Consider the following 26,545-nt stretch of genomic DNA (forward strand, 5'->3'; position numbering starts at 1 on the left):
ACCTGCGGACCTGGCTGACTTGGGCGAGGAGCCTGCCACGGTGCCGCAGGGCCGCTCCGAGCCCTCTTTGCCGTGGCTCTATCGTTTCAGCGCCGCGTCAGCTGAGGCGCCTCCTCTTGAGGCGGCCGAGCGCGCTCGGGCCGACCAGAATCAGAGCGAGTCCCACAGCGATCAGACCTGCTGAGGCCAAGGAGAGGTAGCCAGCGACTTCGCCCAAAACGCAGGCGCCGAGGCCGAGCGTCGCGACAGGAATGAGCGCCGGAAGGGTTGCGCCCGCGACGGGCCCCAGGAGCTCCGCCGAGCGGTTGAAGGCGTAGATCGCGAAAATGCTGACCAGTACGCCCTGGAAGATGACCTGGAGCAGGATATCCGCCGCCGAGGCGGTGCCTATCTCCTTGGGGAGCGCGAAAAGATAGATTGGCAGGTAGAAGACCGCCGATCCCACCGCGACGATGGCCGTGGCAGTCAGCGCCGGGACACCCGTGCGCCTGACCGTCAGGGCGTAGCCCGCCCACATCACACCTGTCCCGACGAGGATCAGGTGGCCCATCGTGATCGGACCGCCTGCATGGGTGAACAGTGCGATGCCGAGCGCCGTGACTGCGATGCCGGTGAAATGCACGCCACCGATCCGGTCCCCGAAGGTCGCCCGGCCCAGCAGCACCGTGGCGATGGCCATCACGCCGGGATTGAGCGCGCCGGCCGCGGCGGACGGCGCAGTGGTGAGCGCAAGGGAAATTAGGAGCACGTAGGGCGCGCCGAAAAGCACCACCATTGCCCCCGCCGCCACCGGTCCCGCGGTTCCGATCCCGCGCCGCCAGAAGACCGGCAGGAGGATCACGGCCGCCACGCCGAAGCGCAGCAATGTCAGGTCGTAGGCGTTGAGCGAGGTGGTCACGCCGAGCCGCAGCATCACCAGCGATCCCGACCAGATCAGGATGGCGGCGGCCGCCCAGGCAAGACCGATCGGGATGCTGCGGGTCATGGGGAATCTCCTGTTGCGATGGACGGAAGATTAGGGCCTGCGCGATGTCGCGAAAAACGATATAATGTGGACCTATGATGCAGAAAACCAAATCCCTACCGGGCAGTCGAACGCTGAACCTGACCGCTCTGCGCAGCTTCGCGGCGATCTGCGAGACCGGCTCGTTCCGGCGGGCCGCGACGCTGGTGGCGAAGTCGCCCTCCGCGGTCAGCCTGCAGATCGCGGGGCTCGAGGAGGTGCTTGAGACCCGCCTCTTCGAACGCGACGCGCGGCGTGTCGTTCTGACGGAGGGCGGCGAATCCCTGCTGCGGCAGGCGCGCCAGCTTCTTCGCCTGAATGACGAGACTGTAGCCCTCTTCCGCCGGGAGGCGCTGTCAGGGCGCCTGACGCTCGCCGCACCGCACGACTTGGGGATCTCGATGGTGCCGCCACTGCTGCGGCGTCTCGCCGAGGCGCATCCGGACCTGCGGGTCGATGTGCGTCTCGGCGCGAGTGCCGACGTGCTGGCGGCCGTCCGGGACGGTACTGCCAATCTGGCGCTGTTCAACGATGTTGGCCACCCCGACTGGCCGTCGCGCGAGGTCTCGAGCGAACCTCTTGTCTGGCTCATGCTGGACGGCGGCGGGGCCGTGAAGCGCGATCCGCTGCCCATCGCCACGGCGGAGGTTGGCTGCGCCTGGCGCGCGGCCGCCCTGGCAGGGCTTGATGCACAGGGGCGGGCGCACCGCATCGCCTATGCCAGCGACACCTCCATGGGCCAGCTCGCCGCGCTCCGTGCCGATCTCGCCATCGCCGCGCTCCCCCGCTCTCTTGCGGGACGCGACCTTGTCGAGGTCCCGGCCGAGCACGGGCTGCCCAAACTTCCCCGAACACTCATCCGCCTCGCCGATGACGGCAGCGGCCTCGCAAAGGCAGCGGCATCGCTCGTGTCCGATGCATGGTTTTCAAGTGCGAAACACGCGGCCGTGTGAGACGTCACGTTTCGATCAATCGACATGGCTTCGCCCGCGCCGTCCCAACGGCAGCTTGGTCCGCACTGCGCACCTAAGGCTGGAAAACTATGCTGCACGTTGCCAAGAAGGGCTGGTTCGGGGAGCTGCGGCGCAGCGATAGCCCGCCTTGTGAATGGCCGCATAGGGCCGTCTCCGGCGAGCTAACGAGAATATCGGATGAGTGCTCCGAGAGTTCTTGAGCGGCCTGCAGCAGATATATAACTCCAGCCTCCGAAAGTCAGTGGCAGTGTACTCGGCCACCGTTGCTGTTGTCGGCATGGCAGCACTGACCTGGAGGAGAAGATTTCCGACAGCCACCTCCATGGGCGCCGGCGGGAAATGCCAAAAAACACAAGGCGCCTAAAGTGGCTAAGGTTAATCCTAGATATTTCATTTTGCACCTCCCTTTTGGAGTTCTGACTGTACATCGCTCGAACGATCTTGCTAGCGACAATTTCGGACCTAAGGGTGAGGGGCCAAATCCGGCGAGCGATACCTGCGCCAAGCCACCGGAAGGTTCGGATCACTGTGCCCGCTGCAGAGATTCTGAAGCGCCGAGATAGCCTCAAGGTTGTCGATGCGGTCGTACACGTTTACCGTCTCGCTATGAAAATCCTTGTTCTCGCTGCCCTCATTGCTCTGCCGCAGTTCGCTTCCGCGCAGTCTGTCCGCGTTCGCGACGCTGACACTATTGTCGTCAACGGCACACCGGTGCGTTTGAATGGTGTAGACGCACCGGAACTGGAAACTCGAGCAGGGCAAGATGCCAAACAGTGGATGATCAACTATTTAAAGGGCCGGTCGATCGAATGCCATTTGAACCGTGAGCGTACTTATGACCGTCTGGTCGGGATATGCTATGCAGACGGGCAAGACATTGGTGCCGCCGTCATCGCGGCGGGCCATGCTCTCGACTGTCGGCGCTACTCCGGCGGGCGTTACCGGCACTTGGAGACGACCTCGGCAAAATCTAGGATTCGACGAGCTGTATACTGCAACTGAAGTGATATCCCATTGTTCTCGATTAGCGATCTACGGCCCTATGCCGACCTTCGTGCCAGACGCGGCGGATGACCGGTGTCAGCGCGGAAGCGAACAATCGAGGGGCGCGCCACCCAAAGGGTTCTCCAAGTCACAGAGCGTGCGCTGGCGTCATGCGCAGGGTGCCAAATCACTGAGACTAGAACTGACTGCCGGATCAGGCTCGACTCCCAGCCTAAAGTCGCGAAGTAATCCAATGGGCGAACTGCATAAGCCAACGAGCCCATGCTGCATCATCCATATGCAACGCGCACCATTCCGGACTAAGACTTGTGAACAAAAGCCCTACGTGGCTATGTGATGCGAGATACAGTACGAGCTCACCTAAGGTGAGCACTATAGACGGGATAATCCTCTCATGGCGAACCGAAGCACAGCAGCAGAATCTGACGAAGAGCTCCCCTTCGAGGTCAATTTTATCGAGCAGGCAGAGTACATCGACACCGCCAACTTCGCAGCGCTGACTATCGAGCATCCACATGAGGGTTCCATCCTCAGAAAATTGATGGGCGGCGGGGCCAAACTACTAATCGGGCCACGGGGGTGCGGGAAAAGCACGCTAATGCTCAAAGCCTACCAGAAAATGATAGATGACCCGGCCTCACGGGCTCTTCCAGTGTATGTCAACTTCAAGCTCGCGCTAAAGGTGGAACCACTTTACAGCAAGGGCGCCAACGCTCCTTACTGGTTCAAAGGATGGCTGGCCCTTAAAGTGATCGAATCCCTGAGAGGAACCATTGAAGGGAGAAAAGGATGGTCCCTGCCAACTGAGTTTCCTTCAAGGCAGCAGGTATCTCGCGCGATTCAAAGCATCGAATCTGGAATAACATCAGAGAATGAAGTAGCGGAGTTCAGTATTTCGTTTCTACAGCGGACCCTCGATCAATGCCTAGAGGAGAATAACTTAGGTCGTTGCGTTCTTCTAATTGACGATGCGGCTCACGCGTTCTCCGAGAAGCAACAAGAAGATTTCTTCGACTTCTTTAGAGCCGTGAAGTCGAAATCAATCTCCCCTAAGGCTGCAGTTTACCCGGGCATAACATCCCATTCCCCCTCCTTTCAAATTGGCCACGATGCAGAGCAAATTGACGTTTGGGTCAAGCCAGCGGGAGAGGAGTACGAAGTATTTATGCTTGAATTGGCGCGGAAGCGGTTCAATGGCACTTCCATAAACATCTCTGATAGCAGCAAGGATGATATCGCATTCTTGGCATATTGCTCCTTTGGGATACCACGAGCCTTTTTGGGGATGCTGCGAACAGTCTACAACTCCCAAGATTCTTACTTTAATTCTGATGGGACTTTGTCGAAATCCAAGGTTTTATCCCTGTCGAGAAGCGGAAAGGAAATGTCCCATAGCGTTTACAACTCCCTAGAGGCGAAGCTGCCATCTCTAAAGAGTTATGTCAAAAATGGATCTACAATCTATCGCACATTGCTGAATAGCATTAAGGAATTTAACACCAACAAGGATCGTGCCGAGCAAACCCTCCAGTTTGGAATCAGGAGTCCAATAGATTCAAATTTGGAGAAGGTGATTAGCTTCTATCAGTATGCAGGGCTAGTCATGCACATGGGCGAGTTCTCACGAGGCGAGAATGGCGTGTTCTCTGTTTATGAACTACATGCGGGAGATCTCGTCACCGACAACGCGATCGTTGGGCGAAGGACTAAGTCTGTAGCTCTTTTCCTAGATGTTCTCAGAGCAAAGAAGCATCAAGCTTGGCCCAGGACATACTCTGGCAAGATCTTGGAAGCATCGCGTGTCTCTCCTAATGATTTCACTATTTCGCTTCCTCAATGCCAATCTTGCGGCACGGAACGTCCGAACCCGGAAGCAAAGTTCTGCCCAAACTGCGGGGCGCGCCTAAAGTCAGCATCGACCTACGAAGCGCTTGCTGAGCAAGACATTTCTGTTCTCGACATCTCGAAGGCTATGAAGGACCGCATCAAAAAGAACTCACAGATTCGCAAGGTGAAGGATATTCTGCTAGACAACAGCCGCGAACAACTAATGTCTATTAAGTACATCAAGAAGGCGCGCGCTGTAAAAATCGTCGGCGCCGCGGAGGAGTATGTGTCTTGAATGGCGCAATGAATATTGAGGATTTCGTTTGCGCGGCACCGCCATCTGAACCGCTCCAAGGCATTGATGGCTGCATAGTGGATCATGAAACGATTTCACCAATAGACGCTTATCTCAAGAGCGTTAGTGAGATTACTGGGTACGGAACGGTGTCACGACTAGCAGAACTGGAGAAGTTGGGTGGGCTTCTGCTGCTGGGTGTCATCTCTGCAACTGAAGGGTATTTTCGCTCGATTTTGGCGTCGAGCCTCAATGTATGTCCAGTTTCAAAGAATGTTTCTGCCGAAAAGAACATCAACCTAGGCGGGGTGCTTTGGCATGGCGCAAAGGAATTTCGAAGAAGCGCCTTTGAGCACATGTCATTTACATCTTCCAAGGAGATAATATCTGCATCGAAGGGCTATCTAGGATTTGATATGAAAGGCTCTCAATTTTCAGATGTGTTCGATAACTTTGACGCCATTTGTCATTTGCGTCACGGATTGGTCCATAATGATGGGGTGCTACCTGGCCGCAACGCAGTTCAGATTGACGTCCCGCAAAGAACTGGTTCCGCGAGCATTAGAGTTGATTTTGGTTTCCTCCAGGACGCCACCGCCTCAACTCATGCTTTGGTAACAACATTTAATCGCTCTTTATTTAAAGAAATGTGCTCTAGGTGGGCGACATCCTGGCGATCGCGGGCTGATTGGGTTCCAGGCGATGAACGCAAAAGATTCTTGCAAATATGGCAGTTGTTTTTAAGCCGGTCTGAACTAGAGAATCGCCAAAATAAATCGATCATCACCCCGTCGAGATGCATGCAGCTGGTCAGAAGAGAATTTGATCTTGGAGAGGTTTAGTATTTTTCGCACTAGCCTAAGAGGCTTCCACCACTTTTCAGGTGAGAACTTAAAGGTGGACGATTTTCTTCTAAGCGATCCACTGGGGAACGACACCTAGAGCTGCCGCCTTCGTACTTCTGCCGTTGCTCCGAGTAGCGGCTTGGCGTGCACATGTGCAGGCACTTATGAGATCGGCTATTGCGACACGATGACAAGCCTCTACCTGCGCTAGCCGCGCAGTGCGAGCCCGGGCCTGAACTGCCGCACCCTGCGCATCGCGGTCATTCGCGCCAGTCACAGCGAATGACAGCTCACCGCCCTTGGTGTCTGAACTGGGCGGCACGTGAAGGCCCACATGGTTGACCGCATCGGGCTGTCGAGCTGCGACAAGACACCTGCCAAGGCTTTTCAACATTCGGTCGGGGTCCGCGGGAGCGTCGCTGTCGAGAATATTTGGTTCTTTAAGGGCGCCAAGGAAGCAACGGAACCGCCTGCGTAAGAGGCTTCAGGATTGACCGTTGGCGCCACTCAACGAGGCTAGTTAGAGCACCCGTAGCGTTTCCCAGGTTCCTGTTCTGTTCTCGTCTTGTCTGCAATAATTTGCGCGCATCTTGGGAAGCGGATATAACGCTATATCATTGGGTTAGGGAGGTTCTTGTCTCGTTTACACCGAAGATGTCGGGAGTTCGAGTCTCTCATCACCCACCATTATCAACTGATTGCTGGCTCCGCTATTCTGATGGGTCCGAATCCGCGCAGGGTGTTTCCCGAAGTCGGGCAACAGCAGCATGGTTTCGCGTGTCATGTGTTTTGCGCAGCTTTCGCGCTTGGCGCTTGGCGCCTGGCGCAAAGGGCTCGGACATCGGCAAAAGGGCAGCACCATGAGGTGTTGCCCTTTTCCGAAAGAAGCCCGACGCAGGATGCAGGCAACGGATCAACCCGCCGGTCGATCCCTGCGGTCCCATGGCGTGACCCGAGCCGGTCGGGCCGAAACGCGCCGGAGGTGCTCATCCATTGCTCGGCCTCCTGGCATGGGCCGGTCCGAAGCCCGTCCGAAGCCCGTCCGAAGCCCGCCCGAAGCCCGCCCGAATACCTTTCTCCATGGGGTCAGCGCGCGACAAAACCACCGTCAATCGACAGGATCACGCCGGTGATGAAGGCTGCGCGATCGGAGAGCAGGAAGGTGATACCGTCCGCCATTTCCTCTGGCTTGCCCCAGCGGTTCATCGGATGGTTTGCGGCGCCGGCGGTATATTCCGGGGTATCTTCCTTGACGTTCATGCCCTGCTCGGAAACCATCGGTGTATAGGTAAACCCCGGCGCGATGCCATTCACGCGAATGCCTTGCTCCGCGACTTCCAGCGCGGCTGCCTTGGTCGCGCCGGTCACGCCATGCTTTGCTGCGGAGTAGGCCACGAAATTCGCGGAGGCCGTGAGGCCCCAGATCGAGCTGGTGTTGACGATGGCCCCGCTGCCTTGCGGGATCATGACCTTCATCTGGGCCTGCATGCAGCTGAGGATTGCCATGAGGTCGATCGCGACGATCTGACGTGCGGCATCAAGATCGTAATCGACAAGTGGCCCGATCGGGCCGGTGATGCCGGCGTTGTTCACGCCGTAGTCCAGGCGACCGTAGGTGTCCACTGCGGCTTGCACCGTTGCTGCTACGTCGGCGTCGCTGGTGACATTGCAAACGCGATATTGTGCGACGCCGCCAGCAGCTTCGATCTCGGATGCGACAGCGGCCAGCTTCTCCTCGTTCATGTCGGCAAGCAAGACCTTTGCCCCCCCGGCGGCGAGCTTAAGAGCCGTCGCGCGGCCGATTCCGGATGCGCCGCCTGTGACCATGGCGACCTTGTTCTCAAATTCACTCATTTGGCTTTCCTTCCTGGTAGGGCCTTGTACTTCCGGCATCGGCTCGCCATCCGCCCGGCGAGGTGTACCATCGTATGCAATTCTTTATGTGACCTGGCAGTCCGCTTTGCGCAAGCCGGAAACGCATCAAATCTTGCATTCCGGGGGCGAAATGATGCACTCAGTCATCACGAGATCCGAACAAGCAGTCAGGTTGCGATGCCCCAGGCAAAGAAGCCAAAGAAGGCCACGCGGGGGCCAAGCCCCGAAAAAACCAGCCGAACGCGGGAGCGGATCATCGAGGTCGGGCTTCGACAGTTCGTGCGAAACGGCTTTGCCCTGACGAAGATGGATCAGATCGCGGCAGAGTGCGGTTTCGGGAAGGGGACGCTCTACCGGTACTTCCGCACCAAGGAGGAGCTGCTTTTGCAGATCGTGTCCGAGCGCGTTGTCGGAACCTTTGAAGAGGTGCGCAACGTCTCTCGGGAGCAGGGCGAGACGTTGAAGGCCTATTGTCGCAGAACGCTGCTGCCCAGCATGATGACGACGGAAAGCTCCGGGCGGGGGGATCTTGCGCGGCTCGTTCTGCAGGAGGTGAAGACCTTTCCGGTGCTGCATGCGCTTTATCAGACCGGTGTTTACCTTCCCCTGAAGGGGCATCTGTCCTGGATCGTCGCGACCGCGCAGAAGGAAGGCGAGATCGACCCGGCCAAGGATCCCGAGATGTTGGCGCACCTGCTCCTGTCGCCGCTCTGGTTTGCGATCGTTCACAACGGGATGCTTAGCCAGGACAAGAAGGTCGATGGGGGAGCGCTTTTTGCGGCGCAGATCGACGCGATCTTCACCGGCTGCCCGGCCGCAGACTGACGGGGCGCCAAGCCGCTCTCGCCCAAGACGCTCTTCGCCGGCCGACCAGTTTCGGGTGGCATCTTTGCGACCCTTTTTTGCGCGGATGACTGCGCCCGCAAGCGGACACCTGATCGCGCTTCCCTCTAAAGCTGCAGGCTGCGCTGTGCCTCGCTTGTCCGAGGCGGGGGGGCATGAGGACATGCCCTTTCAAAGGTCAAAGCCGACGCGGAGGGCCCTCGGGGATGCGCGGACGGGGCAACGCCTTCCGGGCTTTCAGAGAACATAAATGACCAGTTGGTCCGAAAAGGATATCGTGGATTCCAGGGCTGTCTGACGATGCGCGTGATAGCTCTGACGGAACCCGTCTCTCCTGAAGGGCCGCAATTCGGACCTTCGCTGACGACACCGGAACCTGCCTTGTGATAGCGCAGGCTCACAGCTCCGCAGGGTTTGCAAACTCTGGTGGAAGGGCGTCTGCCAAAACGGAGGATGCTGCCGTGGAACGGCACTTCGCCCAGCGTCCGCCCGCGGATCCCGAGCGGACGCCGCTCCGGGCCGGCCCCCGGCACGCATCGGGCAAGGTCTGAAGGGGGCCTCGGGCCGCGAGAGAGGCGAGCATTGCCTGCCCGGTCATGCTCGGCAGGCCTCTCGTTCCGACAGGGTGGGGGTGGCCGCGATGAATGCCTCGATCGCACGGGCGTAGCCCTCGGAGGCTGCCGTCAGGCCGGGCTGATCCAGCTTGTCCGCTCTGAACACGACGTAGGGCGCGTGCCAGGGCAGGCCGCAGCGGTGCGCGGTGGCCTTGAGGGGCGTGAATATCTGGTCCATCGTGAAACCGTTCGCCCCTTCCGGCGCATAGGCGCTCGGGATGTTGCCGGCGGTGGCCGCGACCATCAGCGGGGTGCCCTTCAGCCGGCCCCCCTCTTCTTCGGCGAAAAGATAGTACATCCGGGTCAGGACACTGTCCTGCCAGGCCTTGAGAAGGGCGGGGGTGGCGTACCACTGCATCGGGAATTGCAGCACGATCCGGTCTGCCGAGAGCAGGCGCTGCGCCTCGGTTGCGGCGTCGGTGCGAATGTCGATGACGCCATCCGGGTAGAGGCTCTGGATGTCGACAACCTCGACGGTGGGCAGGTTTGCGGCGCGGGCGCGCAGCGCCTTGTTCGCGGTGGATTTCGCGATGTTCCGGTGGAACAGGAGAATGAGCGTGCGGGACATTCTTGCTTCCTTTGGGGCTGGTGATGATCCCAAGATGGCGCACCTCAAGAAATTATTCCAAAAGATATAAGATATAGCCTATTATTCGCGTCATGAATTTGAGAGCTGTAGACCTCAACCTGCTCGTGATCCTTGATGCGCTGTTGGACGAAGCGCATGTCAGCCGTGCGGCGCAGCGGCTGAACCTCTCGCAGCCGGCCGTTTCAAGTGCGCTGCAACGCTGTCGCGCCCTGTTCGACGACCCGCTTCTCGAACGGGGGCGGGGCAAGATGAAGCCGACCCCCAAGGCCGAGAGACTGCGCGGGCCGCTTCGTGACATCCTGGCGCAGGTGGAGCAGCTGCTCGACCCGCCCGTCGCCGAACTTGCACAATTGGTGCAGGTCGTCCGCATCAGCGCGGCCGATGCGCCGACCGCCCTCCTGGCGCGCCCGCTGCTGGAAAGGCTCGGGCAGAGCGCGCCCGGCATTTCGGTCGTCTTCAAGCCATGGGCGGGCCCGGATGCGCTCGAACAGGAGTTGCTGAACGGGGATACCGAGCTGGGGGTCGCGCTCTTTGCCAGACGCGCCGAGCATATCGAGACGGAGAAGCTGCTCGAGACCAGCTATGTCGTGGCCATGCGCGGGGATCACCCGGCCGCCGAGAACTTCGATCTCGAGGGCTGGCTGAAATGGCCGCATGTCGTGGTTTCGGGCCGGGGCGAGCGGTTCACCCCCCTGGACGAGACCCTCCGCGCGAAGGGCCTGTCCCGGCAGATCGGCCTCGTGGTGCCGTCCTTCCAGCTTGTGCCGGATATACTCCGCTCGACGGACCTGCTTGCCATGTTGCCCCGCAAGTCGTTCGAGGACCATTGCGAGGATGATCTGATCGGGCTGCCGCCGCCGCTCGCGCTCGAGAGCTTTCCCCTGCATCTGGCGTGGCACCAGAGGAATGCCAATGATCCGGGGATAGGTCATGTGGCAGACCTTATCCGGGCGATCCTCGGCGCGTAGCCGCGTATGCGGACGGGTATCCGGGATCCGTCGAAGGCCCCCGGATACCGTGCCGCTGGCTAGGTGCCCGGGATGATCCGGTCCTTGCGGAGCTGACGGAACAGATCGAAGAAGGCCTCGTCGGTCGCGAGATATCCGGTGAAGCCCAGTTTTCGGCTCTTCGACATGTCGGTCACCACCTCGATCGGGCGCCCGAGGTCGGCATCGGTGTGCCAGGGCGAGGCGAGTCGTGCCAGATCCGGTTCGGCAAGGCCGTGGCGTTCGGCGATCTCAGCCCAGACGTCCGCGTCGCCGGCCATCTGCTCTTCCAGCGGGCGTTCGATCCCGTCGAAGTCCTCCGCCTCGATGCCGAACCAGTCGGCGATCCGGTGCCACATCCAGCTCCAGCGGAAGACGTCGCCATTGGTCACGTTGAAGTCCTCGTTCTGCGCTGCCGGGGTGGTCGCGGCCCAGATTGCCTGCGCCGCCAGCTGCCGTGCGTCGGTCATGTCGGTCAGGGAGTCCCATTGCACCTGCGAGCCGGGGAAGCGGAAGGGGCGCCCGGTTTCGCGGCATATCGTGGCATGGACGGCCAGTGTCTGGCCCATGTTCATGGCATTGCCCAGGGCCTTGCCGATCATGGTGTGGGGGCGGTGAACACTCCAGGTGAAGGCGTCCTGCGCGGCGGCGGCAAAGAGTTCATCCTCTTGGGCGTAATAGAAGTTTTCCACCTCGAGCCGGCCCTGATCCTCGCGGAAGGGCGTCTTGGGCAGGATGCCCTTGCCGTAGGCCTCGAACGGGCCGAGATAGTGCTTGAGGCCGGTCACGAGGGCCACGTGCTCTATCGCTGCATTGGGCCGCAGGGCCGCGAACAGGTTGCGCAGCATCGCCGAATTGACCCGGATATTCTCGGCCTCGGTCGGCATCCGAAGCCAGGTCGTCAGGAAGACATGGGAGGGCCCTATCCCCCGCAGGGCGGTGGCCAGGCTCTGCGGGTCAAGCAGGTCGGCAGCGACTGGTGTCACGCCGGGCATTTGCGCGGGGCGCCGGGCAAGGCCGAAGACCTCGAAGCCTTCGGCAGCAAGCCGGGCCGCCAGGGCGCTGCCCTGAATGCCGGTGGATCCGACGACCAATGCACGTTTCGTCATGTCTTGCTCTCCTTTTCGTGTGACGGTCCAGATGGACACCGCCCAGATAGACACCGCCCAGATAGACACGGGGGCGCAGCGGCGCTAGACGGCACCAAATCGGGACGTAGTCACCAGGAGGTAACCATGCAGGCAGGCAGCAAGGACGACGAATGGCGCGAGGATTGCGCACCGCGGCGGGTTCTCGAGATCTTCTCGACAAAATGGACCAGCATGATCCTGCACACGCTGCACGCGCGACACGACGGCGAGGCGCGCACCGGCGTTCTGCAACGCAGCTTGCCGGGCATCTCGAAGAAGATGCTGGTGCAGACCCTGCGTGAGATGGAGCGGAGCGGCCTTATCGAACGCGAGGTCGAAAGCGTCGTGCCGCCGGCAGTGCGTTACCGTCTTACACCGCTCGGCGACCGGTTCGTGGATCTGGTCGAACGGGTCTATTGCTGGGGGCGGGAGAATGCCGATGCGCTCGACGCGCTGCAGGCACGGGATACGTCGCGACGGGGCTGATGCGGCGGCCCGCGACGTTTCCAGGTTCATGGGAAAACTCATGGAAAAAAGAGCCGGGTGCCGATGAGCGTGTCGATCGGGACCCGACCACGCGCCTCTTGATCTTCGGGGTAGGACGCGGAGGGAGCAGTTGCTTGGCCCGGGTAGAAGGCAAAGGTTGGGGACACTCCTTGGCACTAAGGTTAACAGGATATATCGTATACAAAAAGGCGAATGTCTTACGTATTGGGTAATTTTCCGGAAATTTTCGCAGGGAAAGCGAATTTCGGCCCGGTCGCTGGCGGTGTTTCGGCCCGGCGAGGGCTTCTGCCGGGCCGTGAGCCGGTGGCTTTCGACATTTCCTGTTCAGCAGCGGCACGCTCTGACCGATCGAAGATCCGCCAGGAGGGGGGCGGCGCAGGGGCGGCGCAAGGGGGGCGGTGTGGCGCCTGTGCCGCCGCTTTGCGGGCGGTCGGAGGGCGCCCATGACAGCGGCCGTAGGGGTTGCTGGAATTGATTGTTCCCGGATGACATGCGCGCAAGGGTTGTGTATGACCCGTAAGACACTGACCGGGCGAGATCATGCCATTCCGCTGCCGCTTTCTGACCGCTTTCATGATGCTCCTGGCGCTGTGGCTGGGCACCGGTGCGACCGTCCGTGCGCAGGACCTGAACCAGGACGCGGGGCAGGATCTGGCTCAGGATCTGATCGTGCCCTGGGCAGAGTGGCCCGGCCAGTTCGAGAAGTCGGCGGAGGGCGCCTATACCGGGTTCTACTCGGAGTTGTCGAAGGCGATCGCCGATGCAGCCGGCCTGTCGCTCCGCTTCGAGGAATATCCCACCCCGCGTGAGGCAATCGGATCCTGGGCGGGCGCCGGAGGGCGTTTCGTGGCCGGGGCGCCGCGGACACCGGCGCTGGCCGACATGGTCTTTTCAGAGCCCGTGGGCGAGAGCGGCACCTATCTGTTTGTCCGGGAGAGGGAGCCGGCGGAGCTGACGCTTGACGACATGCAGGGGCGCCGGATCGGCGTCGTGTCGCGGGCGGCGGGCAGTGACCTGGGAGATCTGCAGGGCCGCGCGGGCGAGGTGGTGCCCTTTGATGATCTGCGGGATGCCTTTGGCGCGCTGATCATGGGGCGGATCGACGGGGTGGTGACCACCTACAAGTTCGCGGCCGATGTGCTGCGCAAAACCCAGCTCGACTATCGCGTGCGGACGATGGAGCCGGCCCTGCGTGTGGAGGATATCTATGCAGTGCTGTCGCCCGACAGGGCCGCGCTGATGCCGAGGGTCGAAGATGCCATCGCGCGGCTGCGCGCGGATGGCACATTGGACCGGCTGATGGCGGACTGGAACGTGACCAAGCCGATGGCCGCGCCCGAGGTGCTGACGGCAGGCGTGTCGCGGTTTCCGCCCTATCAGGTGATCGAGGAGGACGGCACCTTTACGGGATACGGGGTGGAGGCCCTGAAGCAGATTGCCGAGCGTGCCGGCCTGCAGCTGCGCTTCGTGGCGCTGAGTTCCGACGAATGGGCGGATGGCCCCACGGTGGGCACCTATGACATCCTGCCGCCGCTGAGCGTGACCGAAGCAAAGCAGAGGCTGATGGATTTCACCATTCCGCTGCAGGAATCGCCCTATTCGATCTTTCTGAGGGCCGACGATCCGAGGCCGATTACCGGGATGGAGGATCTCTCGGGGTTGCGGGTGGGCTTTACCCGCAACAGCTGGGCGCGGTCGCTGGTGCGGCCGGACGCCGACTTCGAAGAGGTTGTCCTGCCGGAGGAGGAGGCGCTGCTCGAGGCGCTGACCGCGGGGGATGTCGATGCGGTGATCTATGCCAACGCCACGCTTCGGACGGTGGCCGAGCGGCTTGGGGCGAGTGCGCAGATCCGGGCGGTGGCGCCGCCGGTGGCGGTGTCGGAACGGGCGATCGGCCTGCGCCGCGGCCTTGCGACGGTGCGCGAGCGTCTCGATGCGGTGATCCCGGGCTACCTGGCCTCGGAGGACTACCAGGAGCTGCGGACGCAATGGCTTGCGCCGCAACCCTTCTGGACCGCGGAGCGCCTGCGATGGGCCAGGGTAGGTGCGCTGACGGCGGTGGTTGTCGTGGTGGTGCTGACCTTCGTGCTGGTGCTGCGTGCCAGGCGGCGGGCGATGCTGCGGGCCCGGGAAATGGAGAGCCTCTCGACACGGCTGAGCGCGATCCTGAACGCCGCGCGCAGCGGGATCCTGGGGTTTGACCGGGGCGGAGAGATCCAGGTGGCGAATGTCGGGGCGCTCGAGATCATCGCCGAGCCCGGCCGGACGCTGCCGTTCCGCTGGCCCGAGGGGATCACCTTTGTCGAGCCGGAGACGCTCGAGCCGCTGGAAGCCTCGCGCGATCCGATCAACCGCGCGCTGGCCGGTGCGGCGCTGAAGGGCGAGGTCTCGATCCTGCGGCAGGGCGATCGAAACGGCTTGCTGCGCTATATCAGCGTGTCGAGCGCCCCTGTGCCGACGCCGGCGCCGGGTGACGTGGCCACGGTGGTGATCCTGGACGACGTCACCCGGCACGAACGCAACCGCCAGAAGGCGGAACGCTCGGCGCGGCTGGATGCTCTTGGGCAGATGACAGGCGGGATTGCGCATGATTTCAACAACCTGCTGGCCACCGTGCAATACGCCGCCACGCTGATCGAGGGCGCCCCCGAGGAGAAGGCCAGGGAGTACCTTGCCTCGATCCGCAAGACCGTTGCGCGGGGGGCCGAGCTGACCCGCCGGCTGCTGACCTTTTCCAAACAGAACCCCGGCGTCGAGAGGGCGGTGCCGGTACGCGACGTGATGGAGGAGTTCCAGAGCCTTTCGGACCTGACGGTCGAGCCGGGCGTGTCCCTGGAATACGACATCCACGATGAGGGTCTGTCGGTCTTCTGCGATACCGCGCAGCTGGAGAGCGCGCTGCTGAACCTGGTGATCAACAGCCGCGATGCGATCATCGCCTCGGGGCGGGGCGACCGCATCGTGGTGAGCGTGCGCGGCCTGGCCGAGGATCACATCCAGAGCGATCCGCCGCGGCCCGGCGAGGAGGGACTGCCGGCGCATATGACGGTGCGCTTCATCGATTTCTCCGTCACCGACAACGGCCCGGGGATGACCGAGGAGGTGCGCCGCCGCGCCACCGATCCCTTCTTCACCACCAAGGGGCTGGCCTCGGGCACCGGGCTCGGCCTGTCGATGGTCTATGGCTTTGTGGAGGCCGCGGGCGGGGAAATGCGGATCTATTCCGAGCAGGGCCACGGCACCACAGTGCGCCTGATGCTGCCCCGGGGCACCAGCGACGGCCTGCGCGAAGGGGCGCAGGAACGGCCGGAGCGCAGCATGGGCAGCGGCCAGCGGATCCTGATCGTGGAGGACGAGCCGGAGCTCCTGATGCTCGTGGCGGCAGTGGTGCAGGACCTGGGCTATGAGATCGTCACCGCGGTTTCGGGCGAAGAGGCGCTGGAGCTGACGAAGCAGGGGGCCGCCTATGACCTGCTGCTGACCGATGTGGTCATGCCGGGCGGCATCGGGGGCTTCGAGCTGGCGCGGCAGATCCGCGAGCGCCGCCCCGAGATCCCGATCCTTTACATGTCCGGATACACCGGAGTGAGCGCCAGCGACATGGGCAGCGTCGTGGCGCCGATCCTGCAGAAACCCTGCCCGCCGTCCGAGCTCGCCCGGGCACTGGCGGAGGGGCTTGCCGGGAGCTGAGAAAGGCGCGGGGCCGGCGGGATGTGCCCATGCGCGGCTGATGCGCGCACGGGCCGTTTCAGGGCCGGCCGCCTGATCCGGGGCGGCCCCGGGGGGCAGGCAGCCGGCCGGGCGGACAACCTCAGAATTCGGCGGTCCGGTCGGTCACGGAGAAGCCCGTTTCCATCTTCAGCGTCTCGGGTTTCTCGAGCCCTTCCAGCACCTTGTTCACGTCGATGCTCTGCACTGCCTGGGTGTCATAGGTCTTGAAGTAGTAGACCCGGTTGCGCGTGTCCGAGGCAGAGGTCCAGAGCGTGTAGTCGGTGACCGTCTCGCCGTTGTGCTCCTCGCGGATCGACCCCTTGGGGATGTCGAAGTTGTTGAGGATGTGAAAGGCCTCGAAGATCGCGTCATCGGCGGTTGCGGAGGGCAGCGCCGTGTTGACGAAGGCCACTGCCCGGACGAAGCGCGAGGGCGAGGTGGAATTGCCCGGCAGGCCGGCGAGGCCGGTGCCTTGCCCGAAGGGCTGCAGCGTCTGGGTGCCGACGGTGATCGCCTGGTGGTTCTCGGCCTGCAGGCCGATGTAGTTCTGCAGGTTGGTGAGGTGCCAGTCATAGGAGGGGTTGTTGGTCACCACGTTGACGGTGTTGTCGAAAATCCGCAGGCCGTCCTTGGTGTATTCGATCACGATCGAGTCGCCGCTGGCGTCGGTCACGAAATAATGCACAGGGGCCTTGCCGCCGATCTCCGCGATGTCCGTGCCCACGACCGTCAGTTCGGGAACCGCCTTGCGGACCTCTGCGACGGTGGCGAACTGACCCAGGATCCAGTTGCCCATCTCTTCGGAAGAGATCGCGTGGGCGCGGTTGTCCTCGGTCAGGTCGGCCATCACGGCCGAGCCGGCAAAGTAGAAGGCACCGTAGTAGAGCCCTTCGGAGTTCATGCCATCGACCACGATCGGCTTGCCGAAGCCGTTGGCGCCGGCAAATCCGTACTTGGTCGTATAAGTAAAGCCAGTTTCATCGGGGTTCAGCGCCAGCGTGGAGAACTGCGTTCCCGCGGGCACGGCCACGATGTCGGAGTGAAGGTTGAAACCAAATTCCATCGTACGGGCAGGCACGGTGGTACCGTCTTCTGCGTGCAGCACGATCCCCGTGCATGCCATTGCAGACTGACCGGCAAGCGCCACGGAGAATGCCGCGGCTGCCACCTGTGTGAACAACTTTTTGATCTTCATATTTGATCTCCCGTTCCCTGACCGAAACACTCGGTCTCGGGGTGCCCGTTCCCTGCGTCAGCAGACGGGGAAATGCAAGCGGGGAGGCGAAAGATAGTGCTCTTTCAACAACATATATCGCAACTTTAATGTTTTCGGAGGGGCAGCTGAGAAAGGAACCTGTGCCCGATCTTTGATAGCGTGCATGCCTCGAGGCATGAGATGCGGACAACAGGGCCCGATAGCACCAGGAGGGGGGCGGGCGCTGCGGTACGCGCACGCCTGTTCTAGCAGGGCAAGGGTATGCTGCCGGTGAACGGGGCGCACGGTGATCAGCTGCGGGCGGCGGGGATCAGCCCTGCGGGTCGAGGCGGGCCATCACGCGGATGCGCACCTCTTCGGGTTCCTCGGCCAGGGCGGCCATCAGGGCGCGCAGGTCGCCGCGGGTGCCATGCAGCTGATCGACCAGGCCCATGACGATGCCGAGGGCATCATCGTCGAGGTCGAAATCGTCGCAGAGATCGCAGAGCAGCTCCATCCGGGCCACGTCGACCTGACGATAGACGACACGCCCGCCGGCCTCGGCGGGGCTGATCACCTCGGTCCGCTTGAAACGTTCGAGGCGCGTCACGTCGAGACGGGCAACGGTGGCCAGGATCTCTTTTTCATCAAGGAAACCAGAGGGCTGGGTCATGCGGTCATCCCCTTGCGCGGGTCGTATCCGTGGCTCTTGCGCCAGTCTTCCATGAAGCTGGCGAGGTCATCGTCGATGGTTTTCGGCATCGCGATGCGCAGTTCGATGCGCTGATCGCCGGCGGGGCGCTTGGGGGCAGCGATGCCGCGGCCGCGCAGGCGCAGGACCTGGCCACTGGTGGCGCCTTTCGGAATGGTCACCTTGACCGGGCCGGCGATGGTGGGCACCTCGACCTTGGCACCGAGCACGGCCTCGTCGAGGGTGATCGGCAGGGTCAGCAGGATGTCGTCGCCCTCGCGCCGGAAGACGGGATGCGGCGCGATGGAGAGGGTGACATAGGCGTCGCCGGCCGCGCCCTTGCCGAAGCCGGGGCTGCCCTTGCCGCGCAGGCGCAGGCTCTGGCCGTCGGCGACACCCTTCGGGATCTTGACCTCGAGCGCGCCGCCATCGGGCAGGGTGATCCGCATCGACCCGCCGTTGGCAGCGTCGAGGAAGGGCACCTCGAGGGCGTAATGGGCATCGGCGCCGCGCAGGTCGAAGCCCTGGCCGCGGAAGCCACCCGCACCACCGGAACCGCGCGCGCCGCCGCCCTGTTGGGCCTGTCGGCGCATGAATTCCGCAAAGATATCATCGGCATCGCCGAAGCCCTCGTAGCGCGCGCCCTGTCGATAGGGATTGCCCGGCTCCTCGGCGAAATCGCGGTAATAGCTGCGCTCGCGGGGTTTTTCCTGACCATCGGGGCCGATCTCGCCGCGGTCGAAACGGGCGCGGGTCTCGGGATCCTTGAGCAGGTCGTAGGCCGCGCCGGCGGCCTTGAACCGGGCCTCTGCGCCGGCATCGCCGGGGTGGAGATCCGGATGGCTCTCCTTGGCGATCTTGCGATAGGCCTTCTTGATCTCATCGGCGGTGGCCGTCCGGGCCACGCCGAGCACGTCGTAGGGATCGTCGCTCATTGCTTCTGCCTTGAGTCCTTTGCCCCAGTAGAGCGCAAACGTGAGGGGGGTGCAATCGGGCGGGCTGCCGCAGGCGCCGGGCGCCGGTTAGCGAAGGGTTACGGGATCGGGAGCGCCTGGCGGGCGGAATGGCGCGAATCAGGGCCCGGATCCCTTGGTTAACAGGGCGAAGCGGCGAAAAATCCGACGTCGGTATCACGTCGGTATTACGTCGGTATCGCGTCGGTGCGGATCGGGGGAAATGGCCGGGTTAAGGCAGCGCGCGGTGCCCGGGGCGGCGACGCGCGCCGGGAAGGCCGGCGCGCGACAGGTGTTTCATGCCGAGAGTCAGACGCGGGGCATCTCGGAATAGACCTCGGCGCCCTCGGGATGCAGGATCACGATCTCTTCCAGGCGGCAGCCGAAGCGGCCGGCGAGGTAGATGCCGGGCTCGATCGAGAAGACGTTGCCCTCGGCCAGCACCACGTCGGAGGTGGCGGTGATATAGGGCGGCTCGTGGATGTCGATGCCAAGCCCGTGGCCGGTGCGGTGCAGGAAGTAATCGCCATAGCCGGCCTTGGTGATCACGCCGCGGGCGGCATCGTCGACCTCGTGCGCCCTTGCGCCCGGGCGGGCGGCGGCGATGGCGGCCTGCACGGCCTCTTCGATGATGTCACGCACCTTGATGAACTCGGGATCCGGGCTGTCGCCGAACCAGCGGGTGCGGGTCATGTCGGAGGGGTAGCCATCGAGGATGCAGCCGGTGTCGATCAGCACCACCATGTTGTCGGCGAGCTGTGCCCCGGCCGAGGTGTGGTGCGGATGGGCGCCGTTTTCGCCGAAGCAGACCGAACAGAAGGCGGTGGTGGCACCGTTCTCCTTGTAGAAGGCATCGATGAAATCGACGACCTGGCCCTCGGTCATGCCGGGTTTCAGCGCGGCGAAGGCGGCCTCGACGGCGCGGTCGTTGAGCAGGTGCGAGGCCTTGATCAGCGCGGATTCACCGGCGTCCTTGCTGGCGCGCAGCAGGCCGACGGTATCGTCGGTGAAGCGGCGGCTGGGGGCGTCGAGCGCATCGAGCAGCAGCAGCGCGAAATCGGCGCGCATGGTCTCGTCGATCACCACCGAGAGGCCGGGGCGTTTCGCGTCGCAGGCGGTGAGCAGGGCGTCGAGGGCGGCGGCGGGGCCTTCGTCGTCGGACCAGGTGAAGAGCGGCAGCGGCGTGCCGTCGCGGGCCATCGCCTGATTCAGGCCGGGCATCAGGAAGCCGGCATAGGTTGGGGTGACGAGCAGCATCACGGGGCGTTCGTCGCCATGGGGGCTGAGGCCGGTGAGCCAGACCATGTGGCTGGAGGGGCCGAGCACCACGAGATCGGTGCCGGTTTCTGCCATGCGCCGGCGCAGGCGCGCCAGGCGGTCTTCGGCCTGCTTGAGATAAGCCATAGTATTCTCCTGAAAGGAAAGGGGCCGCCGGTGTCCCGGCGGCCCCTTGTATTAATCACCTGGCTCAGTCCTTGTGAACCAGTCGGTAGTAGACAAAATCAGAGGTGGCGCCATTGACGTAACCGCTGACGTTCTGGCCCATGGCAACCTCGTAGGCGGCCTGGAACATGATCACGATGGGCGAGTTCTCCTGAACCTTCTTCTGCAGGTCCTGGTACATGGCGAGGCGCTTTTCGGGATCGCTTTCCGACAGGGCCGCCATGGTTTCCCTGTTCATCTCGTCCGGCACGGCCCAGGCGTTCCGCCAGGTGGTGGTGGCCTGGTAGTTGTCGTCGGAGTTGTCGGGGTTGTAGGCGAAGGCCTTGGCGTTGGAATGCGGATCCATGAAGTCGGGGCCCCAGTAGAGCAGCATCGCCTGATGGGTGCGGTCACGGTACTTGGTGATCACCTGCGCGCCGGTGCCGGGCAGGATCTCGAAGTTGATGCCGGCCTCGGCGAAGCTGGCCTGAAGCGACTGCGCCATGTCGGTGAAGGGCGCGGCGTTGATCACGTCGAGGGTGACGGTGATCGGGGTCTCGACGCCGGCGTCGGCCAGGATCTGCTTGGCCTTCTCGGGACCGTAGGTGAAGGGCGTCTCGTCATAGGAGCCGGGGAAGCCCTTGGGCCAGAAGGCCTGGTGCACTTCCATCTGCCCCTTGATGATCGAGTCGGTCATGCCCTTGTAGTCGACCAGGTAGCGCGCGGCCTCCCAGATGGCGGGGTTGGTCAGGCTGTCGGTCTTCTGGTTGAAGGACAGGAAGTGCACGGCGGCCTGGGGGTAGGTCTCGACCTTGATCTCCTCGGGAAGCGAGGCGATCTGATCGGGGGTCAGATTGCGGGCCAGGTCGATGTCGCCCTGTTCCAGCAGCAGTTGCTGGGTGGCGGCCTCGGGCACGTGGCGGATGACCACCTGCTCCATCTCGGGCGCGCCCTTGAAGTAGTTCTCGTTGGCGGCCATGCGCACCATCTGACCGGGCGTGTAGCTGGTGAGGGCGAAGGGGCCGGAGCCGGCGGAATTGGCATTGAGCCAGGCATTGCCCAGATCGCCGTTCTCCTCGTGCGCCATGACGGTCTGTTCGTCGACGATGGAGGCGGGGCGGGCGGCCAGCACGTTGAGCACGAAGGCGGGCGAGAAGTCGCCCTCGTAATGCACGGTGACGGTGTTGCCCTCGGCGGTGATCATCTGGTCGATGTTCTCCGGCGTCCAGCCGAGCTGGGTGAGGATGAAGGCGGGGGTGAGGTTGAGCTTGATCACCCGGCCGAGGGAGAAGAGCACGTCATCGGCGGTGACGGGGTTGCCGGAGTTGAAGACGGCATCGTCGCGCAGGGTGAAGGTGATCGTCTTGGCCTCGGGATCGGCCGTCCATTCGGTGGCGAGGCCGGGCGAGAGGACGGTGGGATCCTCGGCATCGTATTGCACCAGGCGGTCGTAGAGGTTGGTGACCAGCTCGCCGGAGGTGAACTCGTAGGCCTGGGCCGGGTCGATGGCGACGATATCGTCGATGTTCTGTGCCACGACGAGCATGTTGTCGGGCGTCTCTGCGAGCGCCGCGGTTCCGCCCACGGTACCGGCCAGCGGCAGCGCGAGCGCCGTGGCCAGGAACGCGGATTTCAGCATGTTCATGGAAATCTCCTTGTTGGATGTCTTTGGTGGATGTCGGTCCGGTTGGCTTTTCAGGCTTCTAGTGGCGCCATTTCGGGAAGTTTCATGCCGTCGCGGCGGTTCAGCACCGCGAGCGTGCCCGTCCAGAGGATGCGGGCCGGCTTGTCTGTCGGGTTGGTCCAGGAATGCGGGCGCAGGCCGCTGTAATGCAGGCTGTCGCCGGCGATCATGCGGATGACCTCTCCGTCGAGGGTCTGCTCGATCTCGCCTTCCAGGATATAGATGATCTCCTCGCCCTCGTGGCTGACCACCTCGGAGGCATAGCCCGGGGGCACGTGGAGGAGGTAGCTGGAGAGTTCGGCGCCGGGGAAATCTGTGGCGAGGTTCTCGTAGCCGATGGAGGAGCCGTTGAGCGAGAACTGCGGGCGCTCGCCGGCGCGGGTAAGCGAGGCGGCGGGGCCGGGGGTGGTGATGAAATACTCCAGCCCCACGTCGAGGCCCGCCGCGATCTGCGCCAGGGTGCCCAGCGAGGGGGTGGCGTTGTCGCGCTCGACCTGGCTGAGGTAGCCCACGGAGACGCCGGCCCGGTCGCAGAGCGCCTGAAGCGTGAGGCCGAGCTGCTTGCGCCGCTTGCGGATCAGCGGCCCAAGTTGCGGTTCCGCCCTCTGTCGCTCACCTGCTGCGCCTGCTGCCATGTGATTGCCTTTCCCGGTTCGATTTCCCGAAGGCTACAAAAAAAATTTTACTTAGGCAAAAATTTTTGTAACGTGCGGCGAGGATTTTTTCCGGATCCCGGGGAAGGGAGCGCCTGCGGGGCGCGCCCTTGCGGGGCTTCGGACGGGTAACAGGGTGCAGGTCGAACGCGGGCCGGAGGGGCGAAAAACTTGACGATGGAAGCAACCATGGTGTCACGGACGAGCGGCCGGCTCTGGCGTGGTGCAAAGGCCCTCGGCGGGTTCGTCGTGGTCACGGCGCTGACCTTTCTGGGGCTGCTGGCGATCACCTTCTTCATCGGGCGCGTGGTGCCCATCGACCCGGTGCTCTCGGTGGTGGGCGACCGCGCGACACAGGCGCAATACGATGCGGCCAAGGCGGCGATGGGCCTGGACCGGCCGCTGATCGTGCAGTTTGCCGATTACGTCTGGGCGGTGCTGCACGGGGACCTGGGGCATTCGATCTCGACCAACCGCCCGGTGGCGGAAGACCTGAAGCGGGTGTTCCCGGCGACGCTGGAGATGGCGACGCTGGGCATCATCATCGGCGTGGTGCTGGGCGTGCCCATGGGGGTCTGGGCGGCGACGCGGCGCGGCGAATGGATCGACCAGGTGATCCGGGTGCTGGCGCTGCTGGGCTATTCGGTGCCGGCCTTCTGGCTGGGCCTCGTGGGGCTGGCCATCTTCTATGCCGGGCTCGGCTGGGTGGCGGGGCCGGGGCGGCTCGACATCTTCTACGAGGGGCTGGTGCCGCCGGTGACCAACGTGATGCTGGTGGATTCGGCGATCGCCGGCGACTGGGACGTCTTTCACAACGCACTGCAGCACCTGATCCTGCCGGCCTCGATCCTAGGCTTCTTCTCGCTGGCCTATATCGCGCGGATGACGCGGAGCTTCATGCTGGATCAGCTGGGGCAGGAGTTCATCACCACGGCGCGGGTCAAGGGCGTGCCGGAATGGCGGGTGATCTGGCGCCACGGCTTCAAGCCGATCCGGGTGCCGCTGATCACCGTCATCGGGCTGAGCTATGCGGCGCTGCTGGAGGGCTCGGTGATGATCGAGACGGTCTTCAGCTGGCCTGGGATCGGCAACTATCTGACCGTGGCGCTGCTGAATGCCGACATGAACGCCGTGCTGGGCGCGACGCTCGTCATCGGCGCGGTCTTCATCCTGATCAACAAGCTGTCGGACGTGCTCTATCGCGTTCTGGATCCGAGGAGCGAGGCATGAGCACGCGCATGAGCACCCGTGACTGGCTGCTGGACGAGTCGCCCGCCACCCTGTGGCAGGCCAACATGGGCCGCGCCTGGCGGATGGCCACGGCGCTGGCCCGCAACCCGTTGGCCATGGTGGGCGTCGTGATCATCGCGGCGCTGCTGATCGCGGCGGCCTTTGCCCCCTGGATCGCGCCGGAGAGCCCGGTGGGGCAGGACCTGCCAAACCGGCTGCTGCCGCCCTCGGGTGCACATTGGATGGGCACGGACGAGCTGGGCCGCGACATCTTCAGCCGGGTGATCTACGGCGCGCGTATCACGCTGATGATCGTGGCGCTTGTGGCGGTGATCTCGGCGCCGCTGGGGCTGATCATCGGGGCGATCTCGGGCTATTTCGGCGGCTGGACCGACAAGCTGCTGATGGGGGTGACGGATGTCTTCCTGTCGCTGCCCAAGCTGATCCTGGCGCTGGCCTTCGTGGCGGCGCTGGGCCCGGGGATCGAGAATGCGATCATCGCCATCGCGATCACCGCCTGGCCGGCCTATGCGCGGATCGCGCGGGCCGAGACGCTGACCTTCCGCAATGCCGAGTACATCCAGGCGATGCGGCTGGTGGGCGGCTCGCATGGGCGCATCATCCTGCGCCACGTGCTGCCGCTCTGCACCAGCTCGATGATCGTGCGGGTGACGCTCGACATGGCGGGGATCATCCTGACGGCGGCGGGCCTCGGCTTTCTCGGGCTGGGCGCACAGCCGCCGCTGCCGGAATGGGGCGCGATGATCTCGCGCGGGCGGACCTTCATCCTCGATCAGTGGTGGGTGGCCACCATGCCGGGCTTTGCGATTATCCTGGTCTCGCTCGGCTTCTGTTTCCTGGGCGACGGGCTGCGCGACGTGCTGGACCCGAAACAGGGAGGCGGAAAATGAGCGAGAGCGAGCACCCCCTGCTGCGGGTCGAGAACCTGCGGGTGAGCTTTCCGACGCCGAAGGGCCGGGTGGAGGTGGTCAAGGGCCTGTCCTTTGACCTGGCGCGGCGCGAGCGGCTGGGCATCGTGGGCGAGAGCGGATCGGGCAAGTCGATGACGGGGCGGGCGATCCTGCGGCTGATCCGGGCGCCGGGCGAACAGCTGGCCGACCGGCTGACCTTTGACGGCACCGACCTGATGACACAGGGGCCGCGGGCGATGCGGCGCATCCGGGGCGCGCGGATCTCGATGATCATGCAGGATCCGAAATTCTCGCTGAACCCGGTGATGACCATCGGCACCCAGATCGCCGAGGCGCTGAGGGTGCACGAGAACCTGCCGCGCCGGGCCCTGAAGGCGCGGGTGATCGAGATGCTGCACTCGGTGCGCATCAACGATCCGGAGCGGGTGGCGGAGATGTATCCGCACCAGGTTTCGGGCGGCATGGGCCAGCGGGTGATGATCGCCATGATGCTGATCCCGCGCCCCGAACTGCTGATTGCGGACGAGCCGACGAGCGCGCTCGACGTCTCGGTGCAGGCGCAGGTGCTGGACCTGATCGAGGAGCTGGTGACGGGCAACGGCATGGGGCTGATCCTGATCAGCCACGACCTGAACTTGGTGGCGCGCTACTGCGACCGGATCCTGGTGATGAACGCGGGCGAGGTGGTGGAGAGCTGCCGCGCGGCGGATCTGCACGCGGCGACGCACCCCTATACGCGGGGCCTGCTGGCGGCGCAGCCGCGCATGGAGGAAACCCGGGACGAGCTGCCGGTGCTGGACCGCAGCGCATGGAGCGGCACATGACGAGAGCGGCGATTTCCCTGAAGAACCTGAGCATTTCCTATAGCGACGTGACCGTCGTGCGGGACGTGAACATCGAGGTGGCCGAGGGCGAGAGCTTTGCCCTTGTGGGCGAGAGCGGATCGGGCAAGTCGACGGTGCTGAAGGCCATCGCGGGGCTGGCCCCCGACTGGACCGGCGAGATCGAGGTGCTGGGCAAGCCGCGCGGCCACGGGGTGGACCGGGCCTTTGCCGACACCTGCCAGATGGTGTTCCAGGATCCCTATGCCTCGCTGCATCCGCGCAAGACGGTGGATACCGTGCTGTCGGAGCCGCTGGCCATCCACGGCATCGGTCGGCGCAGCGAGAAGGTGGCCGAGATGCTCTCGGCGGTGGGCCTTGACCAGCGGTTCCGCTTCCGCTTTCCGCACCAGCTCTCGGGCGGGCAGCGGCAGCGGGTGGCGATTGCCCGGGCGCTGATCCTGGAGCCCAAGGTGATGCTGCTGGACGAGCCGACCAGCGCGCTCGACGTTTCGGTGCAGGCCGAGATCCTGAACCTGCTGAAACGGTTGCGGCGCGAGCAGGGGCTGACCTACCTGATGGTCACCCACAACCTGCCGGTGGTCAGCTTCATGTGCGAGCGCATGGCGGTGATGAACAAGGGGCGCATCGTCGAGATCGCCCCGCGCGAGGCGCTTTATGACGGCAGTTTCGCCGAACCCTATACCCGGGCGCTCTATGCCGCCTCGGGCGGGAACCCGGACAGGGCCGGCGCCGAGGA

General features: G+C 63.5%; 21 protein-coding genes and 1 pseudogene. 12 read left to right on the forward strand and 10 right to left on the reverse strand.

The window, feature by feature from the left end:
- Positions 1–97 precede the first annotated feature (97 nt).
- A complete protein-coding gene (locus AC0WR5_RS07850; RefSeq protein ID WP_475867991.1) occupies positions 98–985 on the reverse strand; it encodes a DMT family transporter in 888 nt (295 codons plus the stop codon).
- A gap of 74 nt (positions 986–1,059) precedes the next feature.
- Here AC0WR5_RS07850 and AC0WR5_RS07855 point away from each other — a divergent pair, with 74 nt between their 5' ends.
- The 4 genes from AC0WR5_RS07855 to AC0WR5_RS07870 all read left to right on the forward strand — a co-directional run bounded on the left by AC0WR5_RS07855 (position 1,060) and on the right by AC0WR5_RS07870 (position 5,946).
- Positions 1,060–1,956: a LysR family transcriptional regulator gene (locus AC0WR5_RS07855; protein WP_475867992.1), complete on the forward strand. Its 897-nt coding sequence runs from the start codon at positions 1,060–1,062 to the stop codon at positions 1,954–1,956.
- Positions 1,957–2,505: 549 nt separating this feature from the next.
- Positions 2,506–2,979 (forward strand): thermonuclease family protein, encoded by a 474-nt coding sequence (locus tag AC0WR5_RS07860; protein WP_475867993.1) that lies wholly within the window; start codon positions 2,506–2,508, stop codon positions 2,977–2,979.
- Positions 2,980–3,376: 397 nt separating this feature from the next.
- Positions 3,377–5,104, forward strand: coding sequence for a zinc ribbon domain-containing protein (locus AC0WR5_RS07865; protein WP_475867994.1), 1,728 nt, complete (start codon positions 3,377–3,379; stop codon positions 5,102–5,104).
- Entirely contained in the window at positions 5,101–5,946 is an 846-nt protein-coding gene (locus AC0WR5_RS07870) for a hypothetical protein (RefSeq protein WP_475867995.1), read from the forward strand. The genes AC0WR5_RS07865 and AC0WR5_RS07870 overlap by 4 nt, the downstream gene beginning before the upstream one ends.
- A 1,089-nt stretch (positions 5,947–7,035) precedes the next feature.
- Here the strand turns inward: AC0WR5_RS07870 and AC0WR5_RS07875 are convergent.
- Positions 7,036–7,803: an SDR family NAD(P)-dependent oxidoreductase gene (locus tag AC0WR5_RS07875; RefSeq protein WP_475867996.1), complete on the reverse strand. Its 768-nt coding sequence runs from the start codon at positions 7,801–7,803 to the stop codon at positions 7,036–7,038.
- 198 nt (positions 7,804–8,001) lie between these two features.
- Here AC0WR5_RS07875 and AC0WR5_RS07880 point away from each other — a divergent pair, with 198 nt between their 5' ends.
- Complete coding sequence (locus AC0WR5_RS07880; RefSeq protein WP_475867997.1) at positions 8,002–8,649, forward strand: TetR/AcrR family transcriptional regulator; 648 nt, start codon at positions 8,002–8,004, stop codon at positions 8,647–8,649.
- Positions 8,650–9,261: 612 nt separating this feature from the next.
- On the opposite strand, the gene AC0WR5_RS07885 is transcribed toward AC0WR5_RS07880, so the two are convergent.
- On the reverse strand, positions 9,262–9,849 hold the full coding sequence (locus AC0WR5_RS07885) for an NAD(P)H-dependent oxidoreductase (protein WP_475867998.1): 588 nt from the start codon (positions 9,847–9,849) through the stop codon (positions 9,262–9,264).
- Between the two features lie 92 nt (positions 9,850–9,941).
- Between AC0WR5_RS07885 and AC0WR5_RS07890 the strand changes: the two genes are divergently transcribed.
- Positions 9,942–10,838: a LysR family transcriptional regulator gene (locus AC0WR5_RS07890; protein WP_475867999.1), complete on the forward strand. Its 897-nt coding sequence runs from the start codon at positions 9,942–9,944 to the stop codon at positions 10,836–10,838.
- A gap of 59 nt (positions 10,839–10,897) precedes the next feature.
- Here the strand turns inward: AC0WR5_RS07890 and AC0WR5_RS07895 are convergent, their stop codons facing one another.
- Entirely contained in the window at positions 10,898–11,965 is a 1,068-nt protein-coding gene (locus AC0WR5_RS07895) for an SDR family oxidoreductase (protein ID WP_475868000.1), read from the reverse strand.
- 126 nt (positions 11,966–12,091) lie between these two features.
- Between AC0WR5_RS07895 and AC0WR5_RS07900 the strand changes: the two genes are divergently transcribed.
- Positions 12,092–12,472 (forward strand): winged helix-turn-helix transcriptional regulator, encoded by a 381-nt coding sequence (locus AC0WR5_RS07900; RefSeq protein ID WP_475868001.1) that lies wholly within the window; start codon positions 12,092–12,094, stop codon positions 12,470–12,472.
- A gap of 561 nt (positions 12,473–13,033) precedes the next feature.
- A complete protein-coding gene (locus tag AC0WR5_RS07905) occupies positions 13,034–16,183 on the forward strand; it encodes a transporter substrate-binding domain-containing protein (protein WP_475868002.1) in 3,150 nt (1,049 codons plus the stop codon).
- Positions 16,184–16,304: 121 nt separating this feature from the next.
- Here AC0WR5_RS07905 and AC0WR5_RS07910 read toward each other — a convergent pair whose 3' ends face one another.
- The 6 genes from AC0WR5_RS07910 to AC0WR5_RS07935 all read right to left on the reverse strand — a co-directional run bounded on the left by AC0WR5_RS07910 (position 16,305) and on the right by AC0WR5_RS07935 (position 22,784).
- A complete protein-coding gene (locus AC0WR5_RS07910; RefSeq protein WP_475868003.1) occupies positions 16,305–17,399 on the reverse strand; it encodes a linear amide C-N hydrolase in 1,095 nt (364 codons plus the stop codon).
- 331 nt (positions 17,400–17,730) lie between these two features.
- The gene (locus AC0WR5_RS07915) at positions 17,731–18,072 is read right to left on the reverse strand and encodes a hypothetical protein (protein ID WP_475868004.1); all 342 of its coding nucleotides are present in this window, start codon (positions 18,070–18,072) and stop codon (positions 17,731–17,733) included.
- Positions 18,069–19,025 carry a DnaJ C-terminal domain-containing protein gene (locus tag AC0WR5_RS07920; RefSeq protein WP_475868005.1) on the reverse strand — a complete coding sequence of 319 codons (957 nt, stop codon included), beginning with the start codon at positions 19,023–19,025 and terminating at the stop codon, positions 18,069–18,071. The genes AC0WR5_RS07915 and AC0WR5_RS07920 overlap by 4 nt, the downstream gene beginning before the upstream one ends.
- A 327-nt stretch (positions 19,026–19,352) precedes the next feature.
- Positions 19,353–20,447: a M24 family metallopeptidase gene (locus AC0WR5_RS07925; protein ID WP_475868006.1), complete on the reverse strand. Its 1,095-nt coding sequence runs from the start codon at positions 20,445–20,447 to the stop codon at positions 19,353–19,355.
- A gap of 64 nt (positions 20,448–20,511) precedes the next feature.
- Positions 20,512–22,110 carry an ABC transporter substrate-binding protein gene (locus AC0WR5_RS07930; protein WP_475868007.1) on the reverse strand — a complete coding sequence of 533 codons (1,599 nt, stop codon included), beginning with the start codon at positions 22,108–22,110 and terminating at the stop codon, positions 20,512–20,514.
- Between the two features lie 50 nt (positions 22,111–22,160).
- Positions 22,161–22,784, reverse strand: a complete 624-nt coding sequence (locus AC0WR5_RS07935; protein ID WP_475868008.1) for a helix-turn-helix domain-containing protein — start codon at positions 22,782–22,784, stop codon at positions 22,161–22,163.
- Between the two features lie 195 nt (positions 22,785–22,979).
- Here AC0WR5_RS07935 and AC0WR5_RS07940 point away from each other — a divergent pair, with 195 nt between their 5' ends.
- The 4 genes and pseudogenes from AC0WR5_RS07940 to AC0WR5_RS07955 all read left to right on the forward strand — a co-directional run.
- Positions 22,980–24,032, forward strand: a complete 1,053-nt coding sequence (locus tag AC0WR5_RS07940; RefSeq protein WP_475868936.1) for an ABC transporter permease — start codon at positions 22,980–22,982, stop codon at positions 24,030–24,032.
- A gap of 8 nt (positions 24,033–24,040) precedes the next feature.
- Positions 24,041–24,943, forward strand: a complete 903-nt coding sequence (locus AC0WR5_RS07945; RefSeq protein ID WP_475868939.1) for an ABC transporter permease — start codon at positions 24,041–24,043, stop codon at positions 24,941–24,943.
- Positions 24,940–25,788: an ABC transporter ATP-binding protein gene (locus tag AC0WR5_RS07950; RefSeq protein WP_475868009.1), complete on the forward strand. Its 849-nt coding sequence runs from the start codon at positions 24,940–24,942 to the stop codon at positions 25,786–25,788. The genes AC0WR5_RS07945 and AC0WR5_RS07950 overlap by 4 nt, the downstream gene beginning before the upstream one ends.
- A pseudogene (locus tag AC0WR5_RS07955) lies at positions 25,785–26,528 on the forward strand (ABC transporter ATP-binding protein); the annotation flags it as partial. The gene AC0WR5_RS07950 and the pseudogene AC0WR5_RS07955, both read left to right, overlap by 4 nt.
- Positions 26,529–26,545 lie beyond the last annotated feature (17 nt).

It is taken from the genome of Pseudooceanicola sp. DL12, from assembly GCF_056270665.1.

What these genes read in the sequence shown, in the direction of transcription:
- AC0WR5_RS07875 (WP_475867996.1), bottom strand. Translation starts at nt 7,803, where the DNA reads ATGAGTGAATTTGAGAACAAGGTCGCCATGGTCACAGGCGGCGCATCC.
- AC0WR5_RS07850 (WP_475867991.1), bottom strand. Translation starts at nt 985, where the DNA reads ATGACCCGCAGCATCCCGATCGGTCTTGCCTGGGCGGCCGCCGCCATC.
- AC0WR5_RS07925 (WP_475868006.1), bottom strand. Translation starts at nt 20,447, where the DNA reads ATGGCTTATCTCAAGCAGGCCGAAGACCGCCTGGCGCGCCTGCGCCGG.
- AC0WR5_RS07915 (WP_475868004.1), bottom strand. Translation starts at nt 18,072, where the DNA reads ATGACCCAGCCCTCTGGTTTCCTTGATGAAAAAGAGATCCTGGCCACC.
- AC0WR5_RS07920 (WP_475868005.1), bottom strand. Translation starts at nt 19,025, where the DNA reads ATGAGCGACGATCCCTACGACGTGCTCGGCGTGGCCCGGACGGCCACC.
- AC0WR5_RS07945 (WP_475868939.1), top strand. Translation starts at nt 24,041, where the DNA reads ATGAGCACCCGTGACTGGCTGCTGGACGAGTCGCCCGCCACCCTGTGG.
- AC0WR5_RS07890 (WP_475867999.1), top strand. Translation starts at nt 9,942, where the DNA reads ATGAATTTGAGAGCTGTAGACCTCAACCTGCTCGTGATCCTTGATGCG.
- AC0WR5_RS07950 (WP_475868009.1), top strand. Translation starts at nt 24,940, where the DNA reads ATGAGCGAGAGCGAGCACCCCCTGCTGCGGGTCGAGAACCTGCGGGTG.
- AC0WR5_RS07855 (WP_475867992.1), top strand. Translation starts at nt 1,060, where the DNA reads ATGATGCAGAAAACCAAATCCCTACCGGGCAGTCGAACGCTGAACCTG.
- AC0WR5_RS07900 (WP_475868001.1), top strand. Translation starts at nt 12,092, where the DNA reads ATGCAGGCAGGCAGCAAGGACGACGAATGGCGCGAGGATTGCGCACCG.
- AC0WR5_RS07880 (WP_475867997.1), top strand. Translation starts at nt 8,002, where the DNA reads ATGCCCCAGGCAAAGAAGCCAAAGAAGGCCACGCGGGGGCCAAGCCCC.
- AC0WR5_RS07930 (WP_475868007.1), bottom strand. Translation starts at nt 22,110, where the DNA reads ATGAACATGCTGAAATCCGCGTTCCTGGCCACGGCGCTCGCGCTGCCG.
- AC0WR5_RS07940 (WP_475868936.1), top strand. Translation starts at nt 22,980, where the DNA reads ATGGAAGCAACCATGGTGTCACGGACGAGCGGCCGGCTCTGGCGTGGT.
- AC0WR5_RS07935 (WP_475868008.1), bottom strand. Translation starts at nt 22,784, where the DNA reads ATGGCAGCAGGCGCAGCAGGTGAGCGACAGAGGGCGGAACCGCAACTT.
- AC0WR5_RS07910 (WP_475868003.1), bottom strand. Translation starts at nt 17,399, where the DNA reads ATGAAGATCAAAAAGTTGTTCACACAGGTGGCAGCCGCGGCATTCTCC.
- AC0WR5_RS07865 (WP_475867994.1), top strand. Translation starts at nt 3,377, where the DNA reads ATGGCGAACCGAAGCACAGCAGCAGAATCTGACGAAGAGCTCCCCTTC.
- AC0WR5_RS07885 (WP_475867998.1), bottom strand. Translation starts at nt 9,849, where the DNA reads ATGTCCCGCACGCTCATTCTCCTGTTCCACCGGAACATCGCGAAATCC.
- AC0WR5_RS07895 (WP_475868000.1), bottom strand. Translation starts at nt 11,965, where the DNA reads ATGACGAAACGTGCATTGGTCGTCGGATCCACCGGCATTCAGGGCAGC.
- AC0WR5_RS07905 (WP_475868002.1), top strand. Translation starts at nt 13,034, where the DNA reads ATGCCATTCCGCTGCCGCTTTCTGACCGCTTTCATGATGCTCCTGGCG.